This is a genomic window from Photobacterium sp. HL06 (assembly GCF_059552575.1).
Genome location: NZ_CM183914.1, coordinates 697,994 through 716,425 on the forward strand (window position 1 = coordinate 697,994; position 18,432 = coordinate 716,425).

Consider the following 18,432-nt stretch of genomic DNA (forward strand, 5'->3'; position numbering starts at 1 on the left):
ACTGCGTTGCTGGTTCTTGACGTAGAGCAACTATGTCTTCAAACCCGCGCCTTGCCTACCAGCCCAGTCATTCTCGCTGGAACGAGCATCTTGGAGTGGTTTGGGTATTTACCTAAAGCTGTTGAAAATGCGCGCTTTGGGGCTTCTTCTGGAAATAAAAAAGCCTCCACGAGGGAGGCTTTTAATTGTGAGTTTCTGGTAGAAATTAAGCCAGTTTCTGCTTAATGAACTCAACCATGTCAGCAACAGCAACACTTTCTTTGGTGCCGGCGCGACGGTCTTTATATTCCATTTCGCCATTTTCCAGGCTGCGGTTACCGATAACGACTGTGTGCGGGATACCGATTAGCTCATGATCTGCAAACATCACACCCGGGCGCTCTTTACGGTCATCGAAGAGTACTTCGATACCAGCAGCACTCAGCTCAGCGTATAGCTTTTCAGCCGCTTCTTTAACTTCTGCCGATTTCGCCATGTTCATCGGTACAATAGAAACCTGGAACGGTGCGATAGCATCTGGCCAGATAATACCGTTGTCATCATTGTTCTGCTCAATGGCAGCGGCAACAACGCGGGTACAGCCAATACCGTAACAACCCATTTCCATGATGGTGTTTTTACCATCAGGGCCAAGAACTGTAGCGTTCATTGACTTAGAGTAGTTGTTACCTAGCTGGAAGATGTGGCCCACTTCGATACCGCGTTTAAGCAGTAGGGTACCTTGGCCGCATGGGCTTGGATCACCTTCAACCACGTTACGTAGATCTTCCACCTGGCCGAGTTCAACGTCACGACCCCAGTTGATACCGAAGTAGTGTTTGTCGTCGATGTTGGCACCGGCGCCGAAGTCACTCATTACCGCCACAGAGCGGTCAACAATGAATGGTACTGGTAGGTTTACCGGGCCAAGAGAACCTGGACCTGCGTCAACAAGTGCACGAATTTCTTCTTCGGTTGCGAACTCAAGTGGCGCTGCAACACAAGATAGGTTCTCAGCCTTGATTTCGTTCAGCTCGTGATCACCACGGATGATCAGTGCAACCAGATCTGCTTCAACCTCGTCAGAGGCTTTAACAAACAGTGTCTTGACTGTTTTCTCGATAGCGATACCGTGCTGTTCAACTAGCTCTGCGATAGTTTTTGCATTCGGCGTATCAACCAGCGTCATCTCTGCAGTTGGTGCAGTCAGCTCAGTAGCTGGCGCTAGGGCTTCTGCTTTCTCAATGTTTGCCGCGTAGTCAGAGTCAGTCGAGAAGGCAATTAAGTCTTCGCCGCTTTCTGCCAGGACGTGGAATTCGTGAGAGCCGCTGCCACCGATAGAACCTGTGTCAGCCAGTACTGGACGGAAATCCAGGCCCATGCGGCTGAAGACGTTGCAGTAGGCCTGGTGCATGGTTTCGTACGTTTCTACCAGGCTTTCTTTGTCCAGGTGGAATGAGTATGCATCTTTCATGATGAACTCACGTGAACGCATTACACCAAAGCGTGGGCGAACTTCGTCTCGGAATTTAGTCTGGATCTGGTACAGGTTCAGAGGAAGCTGCTTGTAAGATTTCACTTCATTGCGAACCATGTCCGTGATCACTTCTTCGTGAGTCGGACCTAGTACAAACGGTCGGTCGTGACGGTCAGCGATACGTAGTAGCTCGGGGCCAAATTTGTCCCAGCGACCTGTTTCTTCCCAAAGTTCAGAGGGCTGAACTACGGGCATTAACGTTTCGACTGCACCGGCATTGTTCATTTCTTCACGAACAATGTTTTCGACCTTACGCAGAACACGCAGACCTGTAGGTAGCCAGGTATAAAGACCTGAAGCCAGCTTACGGATCATACCTGCACGTAGCATCAGCTGGTGGCTGATAACTTCTGCGTCGTTTGGAGTCTCCTTCAGCGTTGAAAGAAGATATTTACTGGTACGCATTGATGGTATCCGTTGGTTGATATGAATTAGATAAGTGATGGGGACATCCCCAGCCGCTCAAAGAGGCGGTAACCGTATATACTACCAGCCATTTGGCTGTTCGCCAAAAGGAACAGGCAGACGCGTAATTTTTTATTTTGCCACCGGCTTGTCCAAAGCGGTGACGGTCACTTTCTGGTTATCGACGGTGAACTTTACATTGTAGTCGAATAAGTGGACAGCGTACTCCTTGCTGTCGGGCTTGCCTTTTTTATAGGCTGGCCGGGGATCTTGTGCCAATACCTCTTCAATCACGGCCCGTTGCCTTGCTAACTGGCGGCCTGTCAGCTGTGACTCTGCCTTGTCGGTGAAGAACACCTTTAAGGTATTGGGCTCCTCGTTTGCAAACCCTCCCGAGGCCAGTGGCAGGCTGTCGGAGTAAGGGATATAGGGTTTGATATCGACAATCGGGGTGCCGTCGACCAGATCAACTCCGCCTAGCTCGATAATCACATCGCTGCCTTCCTGGCGGAGCCCTTTGAATTCAACCGCCGACATACCAATACCATTGGGACGGAATGTGGCCCGGCTGGCAAACACCCCAATCCGCTCATTGCCACCTAAGCGTGGAGGGCGGACAGTAGGGCGCCATCCGGCTTCAAGGTTTTGGTCAAATAAAAATAACAGCCAGAGGTGGCTGAACTGCTCAAGGCCCCGTACGGCTTCGAGGGCATTGGCTTCTCCCTGCAAGATGATTTCCGAGCGTGCGCTGGGGACCAAGCCTGGCTGGCGCGGCACGGCAAATTTCTCTTTATAGGGGGATCGAATAATGCCCACGGGCTCAATTTGATAGGTCATCGGAAATAGTGCCTCTGTTGGTTTGACGCAGAAAATACCATAAAAATGCAAACGAAAACTTGATGAGAATGATTATCAAGTGTTATGTTATAACATAGCCTTTAAGGTGATTTGTTGAGGTTCAGAAAATGAAACCAGGTATCCATCCTGAATACCGTACCGTGGTGTTCCATGACACCAGTGTTGATAAATATTTCCTGGTAGGTTCGACGTTGAAAACCGATCGGACTATTACCTGGGAGGATGGCAAGGAATACCCTTATTTCACCCTGGATGTCTCGTCTGCGTCACATCCGTTTTATACCGGCAAGCAGCGGGTGGTTAGCGCTGAGGGACAGATGGCTAATTTCAGCCGTCGTTTTGGTCAGTTTGGCAGAAAGAAAGGAAAGTAAGATGAAAGTACTGAGCTCGCTGAAAAGCGCCAAGAGCCGTCACCGTGACTGCCAGGTAGTGAAACGCCGCGGACGCGTGTATGTGATTTGCAAGTCAACCCCCCGCTTCAAGGCGGTACAGGGCCGGGTAAAAAAGAAATAATAGTTTTACGGTAAACAAAAGCCCCTCAACGGAGGGGCTTGCTGCTTAATAAGGGAGCTGAAGGTTTGGTGATTACCAGCCTTTAACCACGCCACCTTGGAAGATATCTTGCGCTGCTGTGTACACAGCATCAGATTGGTAGGCCTTAACAAACGTTTGTACGTTTTCAGCATTCACGTTGTCTTCACGGGCAACAATTAAGTTAACGTACGGTGATTCTTTGTCTTCAACAAACACACCGTCACGCTCAGGCGTCAGATTGATGCTGCTGGCGTAAGTTGTGTTGATGATCGCAAGCTGAACATCGTCAAGGGAGCGTGGTAGCTGTGCAGCTTCCAGTTCAACAATTTTCAGGTTCTTAGGGCTGTCAACAATATCCAGTACGGTTGCTGTTAGGCCTGCGCCTTCTTTTAGCTTCAGCAAACCTTGTTGCTCTAGCAGTAGCAGTGAACGGCCAAGGTTGGTTGGATCGTTTGGCACTGCAATCTGGTCGCCATCTTTCAGCTCGTCGATTGATTTGATTTTACTTGAGTAAGCGGCAATCGGATAGACAAAGGTGTTTCCGGCAACGGCAAACTTGTAACCACGGTCAGTAACTTGCTGATCGAGGTAGGGCTTGTGCTGGAAGGCATTAATATCAATAGAGCCTTCTTCCAGTGCCGCATTGGGTGAGACATAGTCGGTGAAGGTGATTAGCTCAACATCGAGACCATACTTATCCTTGGCTTCCTTGGCGGCAACTTCTGCCACCTGGGCTTCTGCACCCGCCATAACCCCAATTTTAATCTTGCTGTTATCGACCGCGGTTTCTTTTTCACCACAACCAGTTAAAACAAGTGCTGATGCCAGGCCTGCAACGGCAAAAATATTCTTAAGATTAAACGCCATGTAACTTCTCCTTAAAGCGGGGGTTTTCCGTAATACTAGATGGTAATTATTAGTTAATGTTTTTTTCTGCTTAGCGGTGATCGGCTCGTTTGACCAAATGGTCACCGACCGATTGAATGATTTGGACCAGGACGACCAGCATGACCACGGTGATCATCATGACGGTGCCGTCGAAGCGTTGGTAGCCATAGCGGATACCGACATCACCCAGGCCGCCACCGCCAACTGTGCCGGCCATCGCCGAGTAGCTGACCAGGGTCACCAAGGTAATTGTGACCGCATTGATGATGCCCGGCAGTGCTTCGGGAAGTAGTACCTTGTTGATGATCTGGCGTGGGGTAGCCCCCATAGCCTGGGCCGCTTCAACCAAGCCGGTCGGTACTTCCAGCAGGGCTCCTTCAACCAGGCGGGCAATAAAAGGAATTGCGCCGACAGTGAGCGGGACGATTGCCGCAGCCGTGCCGATAGAGCTGCCAACGACAAAACGGGTAAACGGGATGATGGCAACCAGTAAGATAATGAACGGGATGGAACGGCCGATATTGGTGACGGTACCCAGTACTTTATTCAGCGCCTTGTTTTCCAGCAAACCATTATCTTTGGTGAGGTGAAGGGCAACCCCGGCAGGAATACCGATGGCAAAGCCAATCAGGCCAGAGGCAAATACCATCACCAGCGTTTCACCAAGTGCATCAATCAGCAAGTAGGTCAGGCGTTCGTTGGTCAGCCACCAGTTAGCAATAGACTCAAGCAACATAACCCAATACCTCTACATTAACTTTGTGATCACGAAGGAAGGCAACGGCCTGTTCTGCTGCTTGTTCGGTACCAAAGAACTCGGCCAGCATCAGGCCGAATTTCACACCACCGGCATAGTCCATATCGGAGCTTAGGATGCTGATATCAATGTTGAATTCTCGGGCTACCTGGCTGATCAGCGGGGCATCAACCGATGCGCCGGTGAACTCAAGGCGTACCAACGGATAACTGTTATCAACGCGCTGCTCGACAAGCCGCGCTTTATAATCTTCAGGAATGGATAAATCCATTGTCGAACGGATGAAATCACGTGCCAGCTCGGTTTTTGGATGGGCGAAAATTTCACCTACCGGCCCTTTTTCTACCAGCTCGCCATCACCGATGATTGCGACTTCCGCACAGATGCTTTTCACCACGTCCATTTCGTGGGTGATCAACAAGATAGTCAGGTTCAGCTTGCGGTTGATCTTTTTTAGTAGCTCAAGGATTGATTGGGTGGTGGCCGGATCCAAGGCACTGGTCGCTTCATCGCACAGCAGAACTTTAGGTTCAGAAGCCAGTGCTCGGGCAATAGCCACACGCTGCTTTTGGCCGCCACTGAGGTTTGACGGGTAGGACTCGCTTTTATCGGCCAGTCCAACTAACTGTAATAGCTCATTGACCTTGGTCTTGATATCAGACTTCGTTGTGCCCGCGAGTTCAAGTGGCAGGGCAATGTTGTCGAACACGGTACGGGACGACAGCAGGTTGAAGTGCTGGAAGATCATGCCAATCTTGCGGCGGGCAAGCGTCAGCTCCTGGTTGGAAAGCTGGGTTAGGTCGATGCCATCAACGATAACGTGACCATTGGTTGGTTTTTCCAGCAGATTGACGCAACGGATCAGGGTACTTTTCCCCGCACCGGAAGAGCCAATTACGCCGAAGATGGTGCCTTGCTCAATGGACAGATTGATATCACGCAGCGCGTTGATTTCCTTCTCCCCCTGATAGAACACTTTATTTACTCTATTTATTTCTATCATCGAACTTCCTGAACCGTATACCTGCTGCCAAGGCAAATTTTACAAGGGTAAAAGCTTGTAAATACTGGTATATCGTAATGCTATTTGTTGTATTTACATTGTCATTGTTTTGTGCGAAAAGTGTTTATTAATCGCATCTGTTGTTGATGCTAGGGTGTCTAGACGTCTAAGTCAATAGATATTTTTACGTCTAGACGTCCAAATGGCTTTGTGGCCATTTGCGAATAGTCATGACTGGGCAACGGCGGATTGTGATAAACAGATGAATCCCTGCTGAAGCCATGCCATAATTTGCCTTAATATATATAGACAGAGGGCTGACTTTTGGCCAAACCAGCAGTTTTTATCGATCGTGATGGCGTGATCAACGTCGATCATGGTTATGTTCATACCGTCGATGACTTTGAATACGTAGAAGGCGTCTTTGAAGCGTGCAAAAAATTCAAGGAAATGGGGTATCTGCTTGTTCTGGTAACCAACCAGGCGGGGATTGCCCGAGGTATGTACACAGAAGATGAATTCCTGACCCTGACAGAATGGATGGACTGGAATTTTGTCGATAATGGTGTTGAGTTTGACGGCATCTATTATTGCCCGCATCATCCTAAAGAAGGCAAGGGTGATTATCTGCAAGATTGTGAATGCCGCAAGCCAAAGCCAGGGATGTTCATCTCTGCCCGTGATTTTTTGAAAATCGATATGGCCAATTCGGTGATGATTGGTGATAAGACCGATGACATGAAAGCGGCCGGTGCTGCTGAAGTGGGTACCAAAGTATTGGTGCGCACCGGTAAGCCTGTGACTGAAGAAGGCGAAGCCCTGGCGAGTGTGGTACTTGACAGTGTCGCCGATGTTCCGGGTTGGTTGGCATCTCGCTAATTTTATACTTCGAACCACTCCCAAACGGTTCCTGAACGGTTCCCGAACAGTTCCCGAACAATAAAGGTCGCATAGCGGCCTTTTTTAATACCTGTATTTCCCCGGGCAGAGCATAGTTTGCCCAGTTCACTGCCTTGATTAAAAAGCTGAAATCTTTTCTTGCTGCTATCTTTTAATTACTTGGAATATTTATTGATAGGAAGCCAGACAGGGAGTTAGTCGATACATGCTGTCGTACTTTTTGCATCGCATGGCCTTGGTTATACCGACTTTTCTTGGCATTACCGTGCTGATTTTTGCGATTACCCGCTTGGTCCCCGGGGGGCCTGTCGAGCGAATGCTGGCGAATATGCAGTTCCAGGGCGAGGGGGCTGCTGCGATGACAGCGGCGGGCGGCAGCTCTGCACTATCCGACGATCAGCTCGCCCAGCTGAATGCATTTTATGGCCTGGACAAACCGGTTCATCAAGCTTATTGGGAATGGCTGAGCAAGCTGATCCGCCTTGATCTCGGTGAATCGACACGCTACTACGAGCCGGTGACAGAGATGATTGCGGAACGGCTTCCCGTCTCGCTGTTTTACGGTGGAATGACTTTTTTCATTAGCTATTTCATCTCAATCCCATTGGGGTATTACAAGGCGGTTAAGCACGGCTCGGCCTTTGATTCTGGCTCTTCCATTCTTATTTTTGTTGGCTATGCCTTGCCCGGTTATGTGGTCGGCGTACTGCTTATTACATTATTCAGCTATCACCTGGAATGGTTTCCAATGGGGGGCTTTGTTGGTGAGGATTTTGAAGATTATGAAACCTTCTCTGAAAAAATCACGGATCTTTTCTGGCACGCTGTACTCCCCCTGATCTGCTATTTGATTGGTGATTTCGCTACCCTGACAATGACGATGAAGAACAACCTGATGGAAAACCTGTCGTCAGACTACATTCGAACGGCCATTGCAAAGGGGCTGCCTTTTCGCTCTGCAGTTCGTCGGCATGCGCTTCGCAACAGCTTGATCCCGATAGCGAGTCATTTCGGCAACTCATTGCTGTTCTTTATGACGGGCTCTTTTCTGATTGAGGTTATCTTTAATATCGACGGGATTGGCTTGCTGGGGTACGAGTCGATCATGCAGCGTGATTATCCCGTTGTGATGGGGATTGTTGCCATTAATGCGGCGATGTTGATGATCGGGAATATCTTATCGGATATCTGTGTGGCGTTGGTTGATCCCCGGGTGCGGTTTGGAGTGTGAACGGATGACACTGAATCCCTTAACCATCAAAAAAATAAAGCGCTTCAAAGCGATCAGGCGTGGATACTGGTCCTTTGTCATGTTGTCTTTGCTGCTGGTGTTATCTCTGTTTGCCGAACTGCTGATAAACAGTAAAGCGCTGGTGGTTAAGTACAATGGAAGCTATAGCTTTCCTGTTTTCAGTAATGTGAAGGCAGGTACTGACTTTGGCTTTAGCTACAGCAATGAACCCGACTATCAAGCGATGAGCCAGCTGTTTTCAGCGCAAGGGAAGGGTAATTTCGTCATTATGCCGATAGTGCCATGGGATCCGTTCGAACAGGATTTTAGTGGCGACTACCCACCGACAGCGCCAAGCGTTGAAGATAAGCATTATCTGGGCACCGATGTGATAGGCCGCGATATCCTTGCCCGCCTAGTTTACGGTTTTAGAACGGCGATGGGGTTTGCTCTGCTCACGATGGTGATTTCCTATGCCATAGGAACCGCTGTTGGCTGTGCGATGGGTTTCTTTGGTGGCAAATTCGACTTATTGGTGCAGCGTTTCATTGAAGTGTGGTCAATGGTGCCGTTTTTGTACGTCATTATGATCCTAGTCTCTATTACCCAGCCGACTTTCACGCTGTTTGTTGCTATTAATGTACTGTTTGGCTGGATGGGGATGACCTGGTACATGCGCACGATGACCTATAAAGAGTCAGCCCGTGAGTATGTCATGGCAGCCAAAGCCCTTGGCGCATCAACATCCAGGATCATTTTTCATCATATTCTTCCCAATACCATGGTGATGATCGTGACGCTGGCCCCGTTTACTATTGCCGCCAATATTACCGCACTAACGGCGCTGGATTACCTGGGGCTCGGATTAATGCCGCCGACTCCAAGTTGGGGAGAGCTGTTGCAGCAGGGGAAATCTAATTTAGATTCCCCCTGGATCGTTACCTCTGTGGTAACGGCTATCGTACTAGTCTTAATCATGGTGACATTTATTGGCGAAGCTATTCGGGCGGCTTTCGATCCGAAGAAGTTCACTCGCTACATTTAATTTCTGCTAACACAGGATGTGAAAATGGATAAGAGTCTAAAGCTTGCCGTATTGTCAGTGATCTTGGGGTTAAGCGGTATCGCCAATGCGAGTACGTTGCCTAAAGGGCTGGAGTGGGTTTCTAATATGAATGAACCCTTATTTGCATCCGAACAGGCTAAACGAGGCGGTACGTTCCGCTCTTTTATGGCGAGCTTCCCGCAAACATTGCGAAGTGTCGGCCCAGACGCCAATTCAGGCCTGCGACATTATTTTATGGATGGTACGCCTAAGTTGGCAGCAAGGCACCCCAACACCGGCAAATGGATTCCCCAGCTCGCTGAGGCCTGGGCATTTGGAGATGACTTTAAAACGGTCTATTTCAAATTAAATGCCAACGCAAAGTGGTCTGATGGTGAGCCTATTACAGCTGATGACTACTTGTTTATGCTGAAATACTACCGCTCGAAAGACATCATTGATCCTTGGTATAACGACTTTTTCACCAATTCTATCGATACGGTGATTAAGTATGATGAGCATACGATTGCCATTGTTGCCAAAACAGCTAAAAGTAATGATGAGCTAATGGTGATGGTTAATTTACCCAGTAACGGCCTGCAACCCCGCCCTGAACATTTCTTTAAGCCAAGTACGGATAATAATAAGGATGGCATCGATGATAATTTCGTTCGCAAATATAATTTTAAGAGTGAGCCGACGGCGGGGGCCTATTTCCTTGATAGTGTAAAAAAAGGGAAAAGCGTTACCTTTAAACACGTAGGTGAGGACTGGTGGGGCTATGAAAACCGCTATTATCAGAATCGTTACAACGTAGATAAAATTCGGCTTCGGGTGATCCGTGACAATGATATTGCTCGCAAGCATTTTGAAAAAGGGGATTTAGATACGTTTGCCTTAGTGTTGCCGCAGCTCTGGCATGACAAATCCAATAGCCAACCTTACCAGAAAGGGTACATTCATAAATTCTGGGGCTACAACCAAGTTACTCAAGGGGCTGGTGGAGTGTGGATTAATACGGCCAAACCTTTGCTGGATAACCTCGACATCCGAAAAGGGCTGACTTATGCGACTGATTTTGACGGTATGATTAAAAATGTCCTGCGGGGGGATTATGTCCGCAAGCCACACGGGCTGGGCTTTGGGCATGGTGATTATGACCGCGCGGATAACAAGGCACCAGAGTTCAATCCTGAATTGGCCGCGCAATATTTTGCCAAAGCGGGTTTCGATACCATTGGTGCCGATGGTATTCGTGTTAATAAACAGGGGCAGAGGCTAAGTTTTGCTGTCACTTACGGCTACCAAGTTTGGTCACCGCGTATTGCCTATCTTAAAGAGCAAGCAAAGCAGGCAGGTCTGGATCTGACGTTAAACCTCGTTGATGGCTCTGCTGCCTTTAAATATATTCTGGAGAAAAAACACGACCTCGCCTTTTTGAATATGGGAGGTGGGGAGATCCCCGCCTACTGGGAGTATTTACATTCAAAGAATGTGAAACCTCAAACTAACAACCACACCAATTACAGCTCGCCGGCACTGGATATCCAAATTGAAGCATTCAAAGCCGAGTTTGATGTGACCAAGCGGTATCAGATATCTCATACGATCCAGAAGATGGTCACGGATGCCCATATTATTGTGCCAGGCTATATGGTTCCCTATACCCGAGAAGCCCATTGGCGATGGGTTAAATACCCCACTCCAGGGATGACAAAGAAAACAGAGTCAATCTTCTACCCGGTGGAACTGGGTACTTTTTGGATTGATGTAAACATCAAGAAAGAAACTAAAGCTGCAATGAAGAAAGGCCGGGCTTTCGAGCCTGTCACGATCATCGATGACACTTATAAGCTGTAATGCAGCAAGGGGAAGTATATGTCTTCTGATGTGGTTTTAAGTGTCCTTGATCTTGAAACGGAATTCATGACTGATGATGGTGTTGTGAAGATCCTTCACGGCGTGAGTTTTGATGTGAGAAAGGGGCGAACCCTTGGTCTTGTTGGTGAGTCTGGTTGTGGAAAAAGCGTCACTGCGCTGTCCATACTGGGGCTACTACCCAAGCCCTATGGTTATATTACCCGAGGACAAGTCTTATACCGGGGAACTGATCTGGTAAGGCTTCCGGCGACAGAAATGTATGCCATGCGGGGAAATTGTATCTCCATTATTTTTCAGGATCCGATGACCGCGTTAAATCCGGTACATTCTGTCGGCAGGCAACTAAACGAAGTACTGGAGCTTCACCGTCCCGAGTTGAGTAAAAAAGAAAGGTTAGCCTATTCATTAGAGATGCTGACCAAGGTCCGTATTCCGATGCCGGCTAAAAGGCTGAAAGAGTACCCGCACAATTTATCGGGTGGGATGAGACAGCGTGTCATGATAGCGATGGCGTTGGCCTGCAAGCCTGACATACTCATTTGTGACGAGCCAACCACAGCACTGGATGTCACCGTACAAGCCCAGATCCTTGATCTTATGATTGAATTACAAGAAGAGACCGGAATGGCAATGCTCTTCATTACTCACGATTTAGGGGTGGTGGCTGAGATTTGTGATGATGTTGCAGTGATGTACGGCGGGAAGGTAGTGGAATATGCAGATGTTTATGACTTGTTTGACCATCCACAGCATCCATATACCGAGCGGCTGATGGGATTGATGCCCAGCTTGGATAATGAGCCAAAGCAGCCAATAGAAATTAAACCTCTTAATACGGCATTGTTTCCGGAATTCAAAGGATAGTCTTCGCCAGAGCGCAGGGGATAGCTGCTCGGTAAATCAAGGATACAGTTATGGACGAAATTCTTCGTATAGAGCATCTCAAGCAATACTTTGTCTCCGGGAAAGGCATTTTTAAAAAGGGCTATGCTATCAAAGCCGTTGACGGTGTTTCGTTTTCGGTAGCAAGAGGGGAAACCTTGGGTTTGGTTGGAGAGTCTGGCTGCGGAAAAAGTACGCTAGGCCGAACGATCCTCAAGTTATATGAGCCTACAGACGGCAAGATCTACTTTGAGGGTAAAGACATCACGGAGCTTTCGCCTAAAAAAATGCGGGCACTGCGTAAAGAAATGCAGATTGTATTCCAAGATCCCATGGAGTCACTCAATCAACGTCATACCGTTGGTATGATTTTGGAAGAGCCTTTCATCATCCATAAAATAGGCACGCCTGAAGAGCGTAAAGAGTGGGTAAAGGAGTTGCTATTTAAGGTAGAGCTACCTGAGGACGCAATCCTCCGTTACCCCCATGAATTTTCTGGAGGGCAGCGCCAGCGTATTGGTATTGCCCGTGCGATTGCGTTAAAGCCCAAATTACTCATCTGTGATGAGTCTGTTTCGGCGTTGGATGTGTCAGTACAGGCGCAGATATTGAATTTATTGCTTCAGCTACAAAAAGAAATGGATTTAGCGATGATCTTTATCTCCCATGATTTGTCAGTGGTGAAGCACATCTCGGATCGAGTGGCAGTAATGTATTTTGGTAAAATCGTTGAACTCGGCTTGGTTAAGGACATCTATGAATCGCCACAAGCCGATTACACCAAAACGCTGCTAGCCGCGATACCGGTTACCCACCCAAGGGATCGTTTAAGAAAAAAGCCCAGGTCGATGACTGAATATGTTGCCTGCTGATAAAGAAGCACGAATGCGGTGCTTCTTCTGCTTTCAAAATGGGCTATTTCCCCTCTCCTGGCTAAAGTTTGTTCGGTTGATCTGTTGTGTGACGTTTTTTTTAAAATCGGCCTTGCCAATGCGATCGAACTCTCTATAATGCGACCTCACTGACACGGAGCACGGCAACTTAGCCGGTGACGAATCAGTTTGTTCTTTAACAATTTGACCATGCAATCTGTGTGGGCACTCGTGAAATGATTAGTCAAAAGATTTATCAATGAACTGAGTGACCAAAACGATAGAAATATCGGCACAGTCAATTCGAATATCACAACTAGCTTCTAGTTGTTGATGTTCAATCAGTATTCATTGAGCCGGTCGAAAGACCAACAAAACTTTAATTGAAGAGTTTGATCATGGCTCAGATTGAACGCTGGCGGCAGGCCTAACACATGCAAGTCGAGCGGCAGCGACTTAACTGAACCTTCGGGGGATGTTAAGGGCGGCGAGCGGCGGACGGGTGAGTAATGCCTGGGAATATGCCTTAGTGTGGGGGATAACTATTGGAAACGATAGCTAATACCGCATAATGCCTACGGGCCAAAGAGGGGGACCTTCGGGCCTCTCGCGCTAAGATTAGCCCAGGTGGGATTAGCTAGTTGGTGGGGTAACGGCTCACCAAGGCAACGATCCCTAGCTGGTCTGAGAGGATGATCAGCCACACTGGAACTGAGACACGGTCCAGACTCCTACGGGAGGCAGCAGTGGGGAATATTGCACAATGGGGGAAACCCTGATGCAGCCATGCCGCGTGTATGAAGAAGGCCTTCGGGTTGTAAAGTACTTTCAGTCGTGAGGAAGGGTGTGTAGTTAATAGCTGCATGCCTTGACGTTAGCGACAGAAGAAGCACCGGCTAACTCCGTGCCAGCAGCCGCGGTAATACGGAGGGTGCGAGCGTTAATCGGAATTACTGGGCGTAAAGCGCATGCAGGCGGTCTGTTAAGCAAGATGTGAAAGCCCGGGGCTCAACCTCGGAACAGCATTTTGAACTGGCAGACTAGAGTCTTGTAGAGGGGGGTAGAATTTCAGGTGTAGCGGTGAAATGCGTAGAGATCTGAAGGAATACCGGTGGCGAAGGCGGCCCCCTGGACAAAGACTGACGCTCAGATGCGAAAGCGTGGGGAGCAAACAGGATTAGATACCCTGGTAGTCCACGCCGTAAACGATGTCTACTTGGAGGTTGTGGCCTTGAGCCGTGGCTTTCGGAGCTAACGCGTTAAGTAGACCGCCTGGGGAGTACGGTCGCAAGATTAAAACTCAAATGAATTGACGGGGGCCCGCACAAGCGGTGGAGCATGTGGTTTAATTCGATGCAACGCGAAGAACCTTACCTACTCTTGACATCCAGAGAAGTTACCAGAGATGGTTTCGTGCCTTCGGGAACTCTGAGACAGGTGCTGCATGGCTGTCGTCAGCTCGTGTTGTGAAATGTTGGGTTAAGTCCCGCAACGAGCGCAACCCCTATCCTTGTTTGCCAGCGCGTAATGGCGGGAACTCCAGGGAGACTGCCGGTGATAAACCGGAGGAAGGTGGGGACGACGTCAAGTCATCATGGCCCTTACGAGTAGGGCTACACACGTGCTACAATGGCGTATACAGAGGGCTGCCAACCAGCGATGGTGAGCGAATCCCACAAAGTACGTCGTAGTCCGGATTGGAGTCTGCAACTCGACTCCATGAAGTCGGAATCGCTAGTAATCGTAGATCAGAATGCTACGGTGAATACGTTCCCGGGCCTTGTACACACCGCCCGTCACACCATGGGAGTGGGCTGCACCAGAAGTAGATAGCTTAACCTTCGGGAGGGCGTTTACCACGGTGTGGTTCATGACTGGGGTGAAGTCGTAACAAGGTAGCCCTAGGGGAACCTGGGGCTGGATCACCTCCTTACCTAAAGACTTGCTGTTTTATGCAGTGTCCACACAGATTGCCTGGTTAAAATGTAAAAGAACGTGAAAAGACTTGGGTCTGTAGCTCAGGTGGTTAGAGCGCACCCCTGATAAGGGTGAGGTCGGTGGTTCAAGTCCACTCAGACCCACCACTTTCTTCCCAAAGAAAGTGTGTGACAGTCTTTTTAATACGTTGGGGCTATAGCTCAGCTGGGAGAGCGCCTGCCTTGCACGCAGGAGGTCTGCGGTTCGATCCCGCATAGCTCCACCACTCTTTAAACGTACTTCTCTTGAAAGACAGAGATATATAGTACTTTTAAAAAGTGGACACCTTTTCGAAGGTCAACACATGTTCTTTAACAATCTGGAAAGCTGACTAGTAAATTCAATTTTTACAATTGAATTAAAATGTTCTTCTTTATGAAGAACGAGTTCTCAAGCAAACACATTCAAGTGTCTTGTGTAGAGTCCGGCGAAAAACCAATGTCTCCCTGCTCTTTCATGTAGAGAAGGAGAGACACAAACCTTGGTTGTTGACCATACGCTTTTGTCTTCACTTTTTTGAAAAGTGAAAATAAAAAACTCCTTGGGGTTGTATGGTTAAGTGACTAAGCGTACAAGGTGGATGCCTTGGCAGTCAGAGGCGATGAAGGACGTATTAACTTGCGATAAGCCCAGTTTAGGCAGTAAAAGCCACTTGAGACTGGGATTTCCGAATGGGGAAACCCACTGGCATAAGCCAGTATCGCTACGTGAATACATAGCGTAGCGAGGCGAACCGGGGGAACTGAAACATCTAAGTACCCCGAGGAACAGAAATCAACCGAGATTCCGGCAGTAGCGGCGAGCGAAACCGGATTAGCCCTTAAGCTAGTTGCATGTTAGGCGAATGTGCTGGAAAGCACAGCAGTAAAGGGTGATAGCCCCGTAGCCGACAGCGCGCTCTTAGTGAAATCGAGTAGGACGGGACACGTGATATCCTGTCTGAACATGGGGGGACCATCCTCCAAGGCTAAATACTCCTGACTGACCGATAGTGAACCAGTACCGTGAGGGAAAGGCGAAAAGAACCCCTGTGAGGGGAGTGAAATAGAACCTGAAACCGTGTACGTACAAGCAGTAGGAGCACCTTCGTGGTGTGACTGCGTACCTTTTGTATAATGGGTCAGCGACTTAATTTTAGTAGCAAGGTTAACCGTATAGGGGAGCCGTAGGGAAACCGAGTCTTAACTGGGCGTACAGTTGCTAGGATTAGACCCGAAACCAGGTGATCTAGCCATGGGCAGGTTGAAGGTGAGGTAACACTTACTGGAGGACCGAACCGACTAATGTTGAAAAATTAGCGGATGACTTGTGGCTAGGGGTGAAAGGCCAATCAAACCTGGAGATAGCTGGTTCTCCCCGAAAGCTATTTAGGTAGCGCCTCGGACGAATACTACTGGGGGTAGAGCACTGTTAAGGCTAGGGGGTCATCCCGACTTACCAACCCTTTGCAAACTCCGAATACCAGTAAGTACTATCCGGGAGACACACGGCGGGTGCTAACGTCCGTCGTGGAGAGGGAAACAACCCAGACCGCCAGCTAAGGTCCCAAAGTTATAGCTAAGTGGGAAACGATGTGGGAAGGCTCAGACAGCCAGGATGTTGGCTTAGAAGCAGCCATCATTTAAAGAAAGCGTAATAGCTCACTGGTCGAGTCGGCCTGCGCGGAAGATTTAACGGGGCTAAGCTATACACCGAAGCTGCGGCAATGCAGTTTACTGCATTGGGTAGGGGAGCGTTCTGTAAGCCGTTGAAGGTGAATCGTAAGGTTTGCTGGAGGTATCAGAAGTGCGAATGCTGACATGAGTAACGATAAAGGGAGTGAAAAACTCCCTCGCCGGAAGATCAAGGGTTCCTGTCCAACGTTAATCGGGGCAGGGTAAGTCGACCCCTAAGGCGAGGCCGAAAGGCGTAGTCGATGGGAAACAGGTTAATATTCCTGTACTGCTTATAACTGCGATGGGGGGACGGAGAAGGCTAGGTGGGCCAGGCGACGGTTGTCCTGGTTCAAGGGTGTAGGCTGATGGTTTAGGTAAATCCGGACCATCTTAAGGCTGAGACCCGATGTCGAGTCACTACGGTGATGAAGTCATTGATGCCATGCTTCCGGGAAAAGCCTCTAAGCGATAGGTTGTAAGCAATCGTACCCCAAACCGACACAGGTGATCAGGTAGAGAATACCAAGGCGCTTGAGAGAACTCGGGTGAAGGAACTAGGCAAAATGGTACCGTAACTTCGGGAGAAGGTACGCTCCTGGCGGTGAAGTCCCTTGCGGATGGAGCTACTGGGAGTCGCAGATACCAGGTGGCTGCAACTGTTTATTAAAAACACAGCACTGTGCAAAATCGAAAGATGACGTATACGGTGTGACGCCTGCCCGGTGCCGGAAGGTTAATTGATGGGGTTAGACTTCGGTCGAAGCTCTTGATCGAAGCCCCGGTAAACGGCGGCCGTAACTATAACGGTCCTAAGGTAGCGAAATTCCTTGTCGGGTAAGTTCCGACCTGCACGAATGGCGTAATGATGGCCACGCTGTCTCCACCCGAGACTCAGTGAAATTGAAATCGCAGTGAAGATGCTGTGTACCCGCGGCTAGACGGAAAGACCCCGTGAACCTTTACTACAGCTTGGCACTGAACATTGACCCTACATGTGTAGGATAGGTGGGAGGCTTTGAAACCATGTCGCTAGATATGGTGGAGCCGTCCTTGAAATACCACCCTTGTAGTGTTGATGTTCTAACGTCGCCCCCTTATCGGGGGTGCGGACAGTGCCTGGTGGGTAGTTTGACTGGGGCGGTCTCCTCCCAAAGAGTAACGGAGGAGCACGAAGGTGGGCTAATCACGGTCGGACATCGTGAGGTTAGTGCAATGGCATAAGCCCGCTTGACTGCGAGAATGACAATTCGAGCAGGTGCGAAAGCAGGTCATAGTGATCCGGTGGTTCTGAATGGAAGGGCCATCGCTCAACGGATAAAAGGTACTCCGGGGATAACAGGCTGATACCGCCCAAGAGTTCATATCGACGGCGGTGTTTGGCACCTCGATGTCGGCTCATCACATCCTGGGGCTGAAGTCGGTCCCAAGGGTATGGCTGTTCGCCATTTAAAGTGGTACGCGAGCTGGGTTTAGAACGTCGTGAGACAGTTCGGTCCCTATCTGCCGTGGGCGTTGGATGATTGAAGGGGGCTGCTCCTAGTACGAGAGGACCGGAGTGGACGAACCTCTGGTGTTCGGGTTGTTACGCCAGTAGCATTGCCCGGTAGCTAAGTTCGGAATCGATAAGCGCTGAAAGCATCTAAGCGCGAAGCGAGCCCTGAGATGAGTCATCCCTGATACTTTAAGTATCCTAAAGGGTTGTTGGAGACTACGACGTAGATAGGCAGGGTGTGTAAGTGCTGCGAGGCATTGAGCTAACCTGTACTAATTGCCCGTGAGGCTTAACCATACAACACCCAAGGGGTTTTTTGGACTCCACGAACGCTTGAATGTAAGCGCGAGAACACTAGTTAACTTTCCCAGATTATGAAGATATTCCGCCTACCTAAGGTAGCGCCGGGATAAAGTTCGATAGCAAGACAAGTTGTGAGTCGAGCGAAGGAGTTTAGCCTGCTAAATGACTGAGCGAGAGAGCAACTTAACACAGCTAGCGGGCTTTATAGCCAGCGGAATGTATTCAAAAGAATT

13 protein-coding genes, 2 tRNA genes and 2 rRNA genes are annotated in these 18,432 nt (G+C 49.0%); 12 read left to right on the top strand and 5 right to left on the bottom strand.

Features of this window, described 5'->3' with window-relative positions:
- Positions 1-205: 205 nt before the first annotated feature.
- The gene (locus AC51G0_RS03425) at positions 206-1,921 is read right to left on the bottom strand and encodes a proline--tRNA ligase (protein ID WP_496300689.1); all 1,716 of its coding nucleotides are present in this window, start codon (positions 1,919-1,921) and stop codon (positions 206-208) included.
- Positions 1,922-2,053: 132 nt separating this feature from the next.
- Positions 2,054-2,758 carry a tRNA (N6-threonylcarbamoyladenosine(37)-N6)-methyltransferase TrmO gene (tsaA, locus tag AC51G0_RS03430; RefSeq protein ID WP_496300690.1) on the bottom strand — a complete coding sequence of 235 codons (705 nt, stop codon included), beginning with the start codon at positions 2,756-2,758 and terminating at the stop codon, positions 2,054-2,056.
- A gap of 128 nt (positions 2,759-2,886) precedes the next feature.
- On the opposite strand from tsaA, the gene AC51G0_RS03435 reads away from it, so the two are divergent.
- Together AC51G0_RS03435 and ykgO are read left to right on the top strand one after the other, a co-directional pair.
- Positions 2,887-3,150, top strand: coding sequence for a type B 50S ribosomal protein L31 (locus AC51G0_RS03435; protein WP_496300691.1), 264 nt, complete (start codon positions 2,887-2,889; stop codon positions 3,148-3,150).
- Between the two features lies 1 nt (position 3,151).
- A complete protein-coding gene (gene ykgO, locus AC51G0_RS03440) occupies positions 3,152-3,292 on the top strand; it encodes a type B 50S ribosomal protein L36 (RefSeq protein ID WP_496300692.1) in 141 nt (46 codons plus the stop codon).
- Between the two features lie 72 nt (positions 3,293-3,364).
- Here ykgO and AC51G0_RS03445 read toward each other — a convergent pair whose 3' ends face one another.
- The 3 genes from AC51G0_RS03445 to metN all read right to left on the bottom strand — a co-directional run bounded on the left by AC51G0_RS03445 (position 3,365) and on the right by metN (position 5,961).
- Complete coding sequence (locus AC51G0_RS03445; RefSeq protein ID WP_496300693.1) at positions 3,365-4,180, bottom strand: MetQ/NlpA family lipoprotein; 816 nt, start codon at positions 4,178-4,180, stop codon at positions 3,365-3,367.
- A gap of 70 nt (positions 4,181-4,250) precedes the next feature.
- Entirely contained in the window at positions 4,251-4,937 is a 687-nt protein-coding gene (locus tag AC51G0_RS03450) for a methionine ABC transporter permease (protein WP_496300694.1), read from the bottom strand.
- Positions 4,927-5,961, bottom strand: coding sequence for a methionine ABC transporter ATP-binding protein MetN (gene metN, locus AC51G0_RS03455; protein ID WP_496300695.1), 1,035 nt, complete (start codon positions 5,959-5,961; stop codon positions 4,927-4,929). The genes AC51G0_RS03450 and metN overlap by 11 nt, the downstream gene beginning before the upstream one ends.
- Before the next feature lie 324 nt (positions 5,962-6,285).
- Between metN and gmhB the strand changes: the two genes are divergently transcribed.
- The 10 genes from gmhB to AC51G0_RS03505 all read left to right on the top strand — a co-directional run bounded on the left by gmhB (position 6,286) and on the right by AC51G0_RS03505 (position 18,193).
- On the top strand, positions 6,286-6,840 hold the full coding sequence (gene gmhB / locus AC51G0_RS03460) for a D-glycero-beta-D-manno-heptose 1,7-bisphosphate 7-phosphatase (protein ID WP_496300696.1): 555 nt from the start codon (positions 6,286-6,288) through the stop codon (positions 6,838-6,840).
- Between the two features lie 226 nt (positions 6,841-7,066).
- Positions 7,067-8,092: an ABC transporter permease subunit gene (locus AC51G0_RS03465; RefSeq protein WP_496300697.1), complete on the top strand. Its 1,026-nt coding sequence runs from the start codon at positions 7,067-7,069 to the stop codon at positions 8,090-8,092.
- Between the two features lie 4 nt (positions 8,093-8,096).
- Positions 8,097-9,137, top strand: coding sequence for an ABC transporter permease (locus AC51G0_RS03470; RefSeq protein WP_496300698.1), 1,041 nt, complete (start codon positions 8,097-8,099; stop codon positions 9,135-9,137).
- Positions 9,138-9,161: 24 nt separating this feature from the next.
- Complete coding sequence (locus tag AC51G0_RS03475; protein WP_496300699.1) at positions 9,162-10,997, top strand: extracellular solute-binding protein; 1,836 nt, start codon at positions 9,162-9,164, stop codon at positions 10,995-10,997.
- Positions 10,998-11,015: 18 nt separating this feature from the next.
- Positions 11,016-11,882 (top strand): ABC transporter ATP-binding protein, encoded by an 867-nt coding sequence (locus AC51G0_RS03480; protein WP_496300700.1) that lies wholly within the window; start codon positions 11,016-11,018, stop codon positions 11,880-11,882.
- A 50-nt stretch (positions 11,883-11,932) separates the two neighbouring features.
- Positions 11,933-12,772: an ABC transporter ATP-binding protein gene (locus AC51G0_RS03485; RefSeq protein WP_496300701.1), complete on the top strand. Its 840-nt coding sequence runs from the start codon at positions 11,933-11,935 to the stop codon at positions 12,770-12,772.
- Between the two features lie 380 nt (positions 12,773-13,152).
- Positions 13,153-14,705, top strand: a 16S ribosomal RNA gene (locus tag AC51G0_RS03490).
- Positions 14,706-14,779: 74 nt separating this feature from the next.
- Positions 14,780-14,856: transfer RNA gene (locus tag AC51G0_RS03495), tRNA-Ile, on the top strand.
- 43 nt (positions 14,857-14,899) lie between these two features.
- A tRNA-Ala gene (locus AC51G0_RS03500) sits at positions 14,900-14,975 on the top strand.
- 327 nt (positions 14,976-15,302) lie between these two features.
- A 23S ribosomal RNA gene (locus tag AC51G0_RS03505) occupies positions 15,303-18,193 on the top strand.
- Together the 16S and 23S rRNA genes with 2 tRNA genes alongside form the textbook arrangement of a ribosomal RNA operon.
- Positions 18,194-18,432: the final 239 nt, after the last annotated feature.

Bases quoted from the DNA above. Each gene is read 5' to 3' on its own strand.
- metN (WP_496300695.1), bottom strand. From the start codon at position 5,961: ATGATAGAAATAAATAGAGTAAATAAAGTGTTCTATCAGGGGGAGAAG.
- ykgO (WP_496300692.1), top strand. From the start codon at position 3,152: ATGAAAGTACTGAGCTCGCTGAAAAGCGCCAAGAGCCGTCACCGTGAC.
- AC51G0_RS03425 (WP_496300689.1), bottom strand. From the start codon at position 1,921: ATGCGTACCAGTAAATATCTTCTTTCAACGCTGAAGGAGACTCCAAAC.
- AC51G0_RS03480 (WP_496300700.1), top strand. From the start codon at position 11,016: ATGTCTTCTGATGTGGTTTTAAGTGTCCTTGATCTTGAAACGGAATTC.
- AC51G0_RS03435 (WP_496300691.1), top strand. From the start codon at position 2,887: ATGAAACCAGGTATCCATCCTGAATACCGTACCGTGGTGTTCCATGAC.
- AC51G0_RS03450 (WP_496300694.1), bottom strand. From the start codon at position 4,937: ATGTTGCTTGAGTCTATTGCTAACTGGTGGCTGACCAACGAACGCCTG.
- AC51G0_RS03465 (WP_496300697.1), top strand. From the start codon at position 7,067: ATGCTGTCGTACTTTTTGCATCGCATGGCCTTGGTTATACCGACTTTT.
- AC51G0_RS03470 (WP_496300698.1), top strand. From the start codon at position 8,097: ATGACACTGAATCCCTTAACCATCAAAAAAATAAAGCGCTTCAAAGCG.
- AC51G0_RS03445 (WP_496300693.1), bottom strand. From the start codon at position 4,180: ATGGCGTTTAATCTTAAGAATATTTTTGCCGTTGCAGGCCTGGCATCA.
- AC51G0_RS03485 (WP_496300701.1), top strand. From the start codon at position 11,933: ATGGACGAAATTCTTCGTATAGAGCATCTCAAGCAATACTTTGTCTCC.
- tsaA (WP_496300690.1), bottom strand. From the start codon at position 2,758: ATGACCTATCAAATTGAGCCCGTGGGCATTATTCGATCCCCCTATAAA.
- AC51G0_RS03475 (WP_496300699.1), top strand. From the start codon at position 9,162: ATGGATAAGAGTCTAAAGCTTGCCGTATTGTCAGTGATCTTGGGGTTA.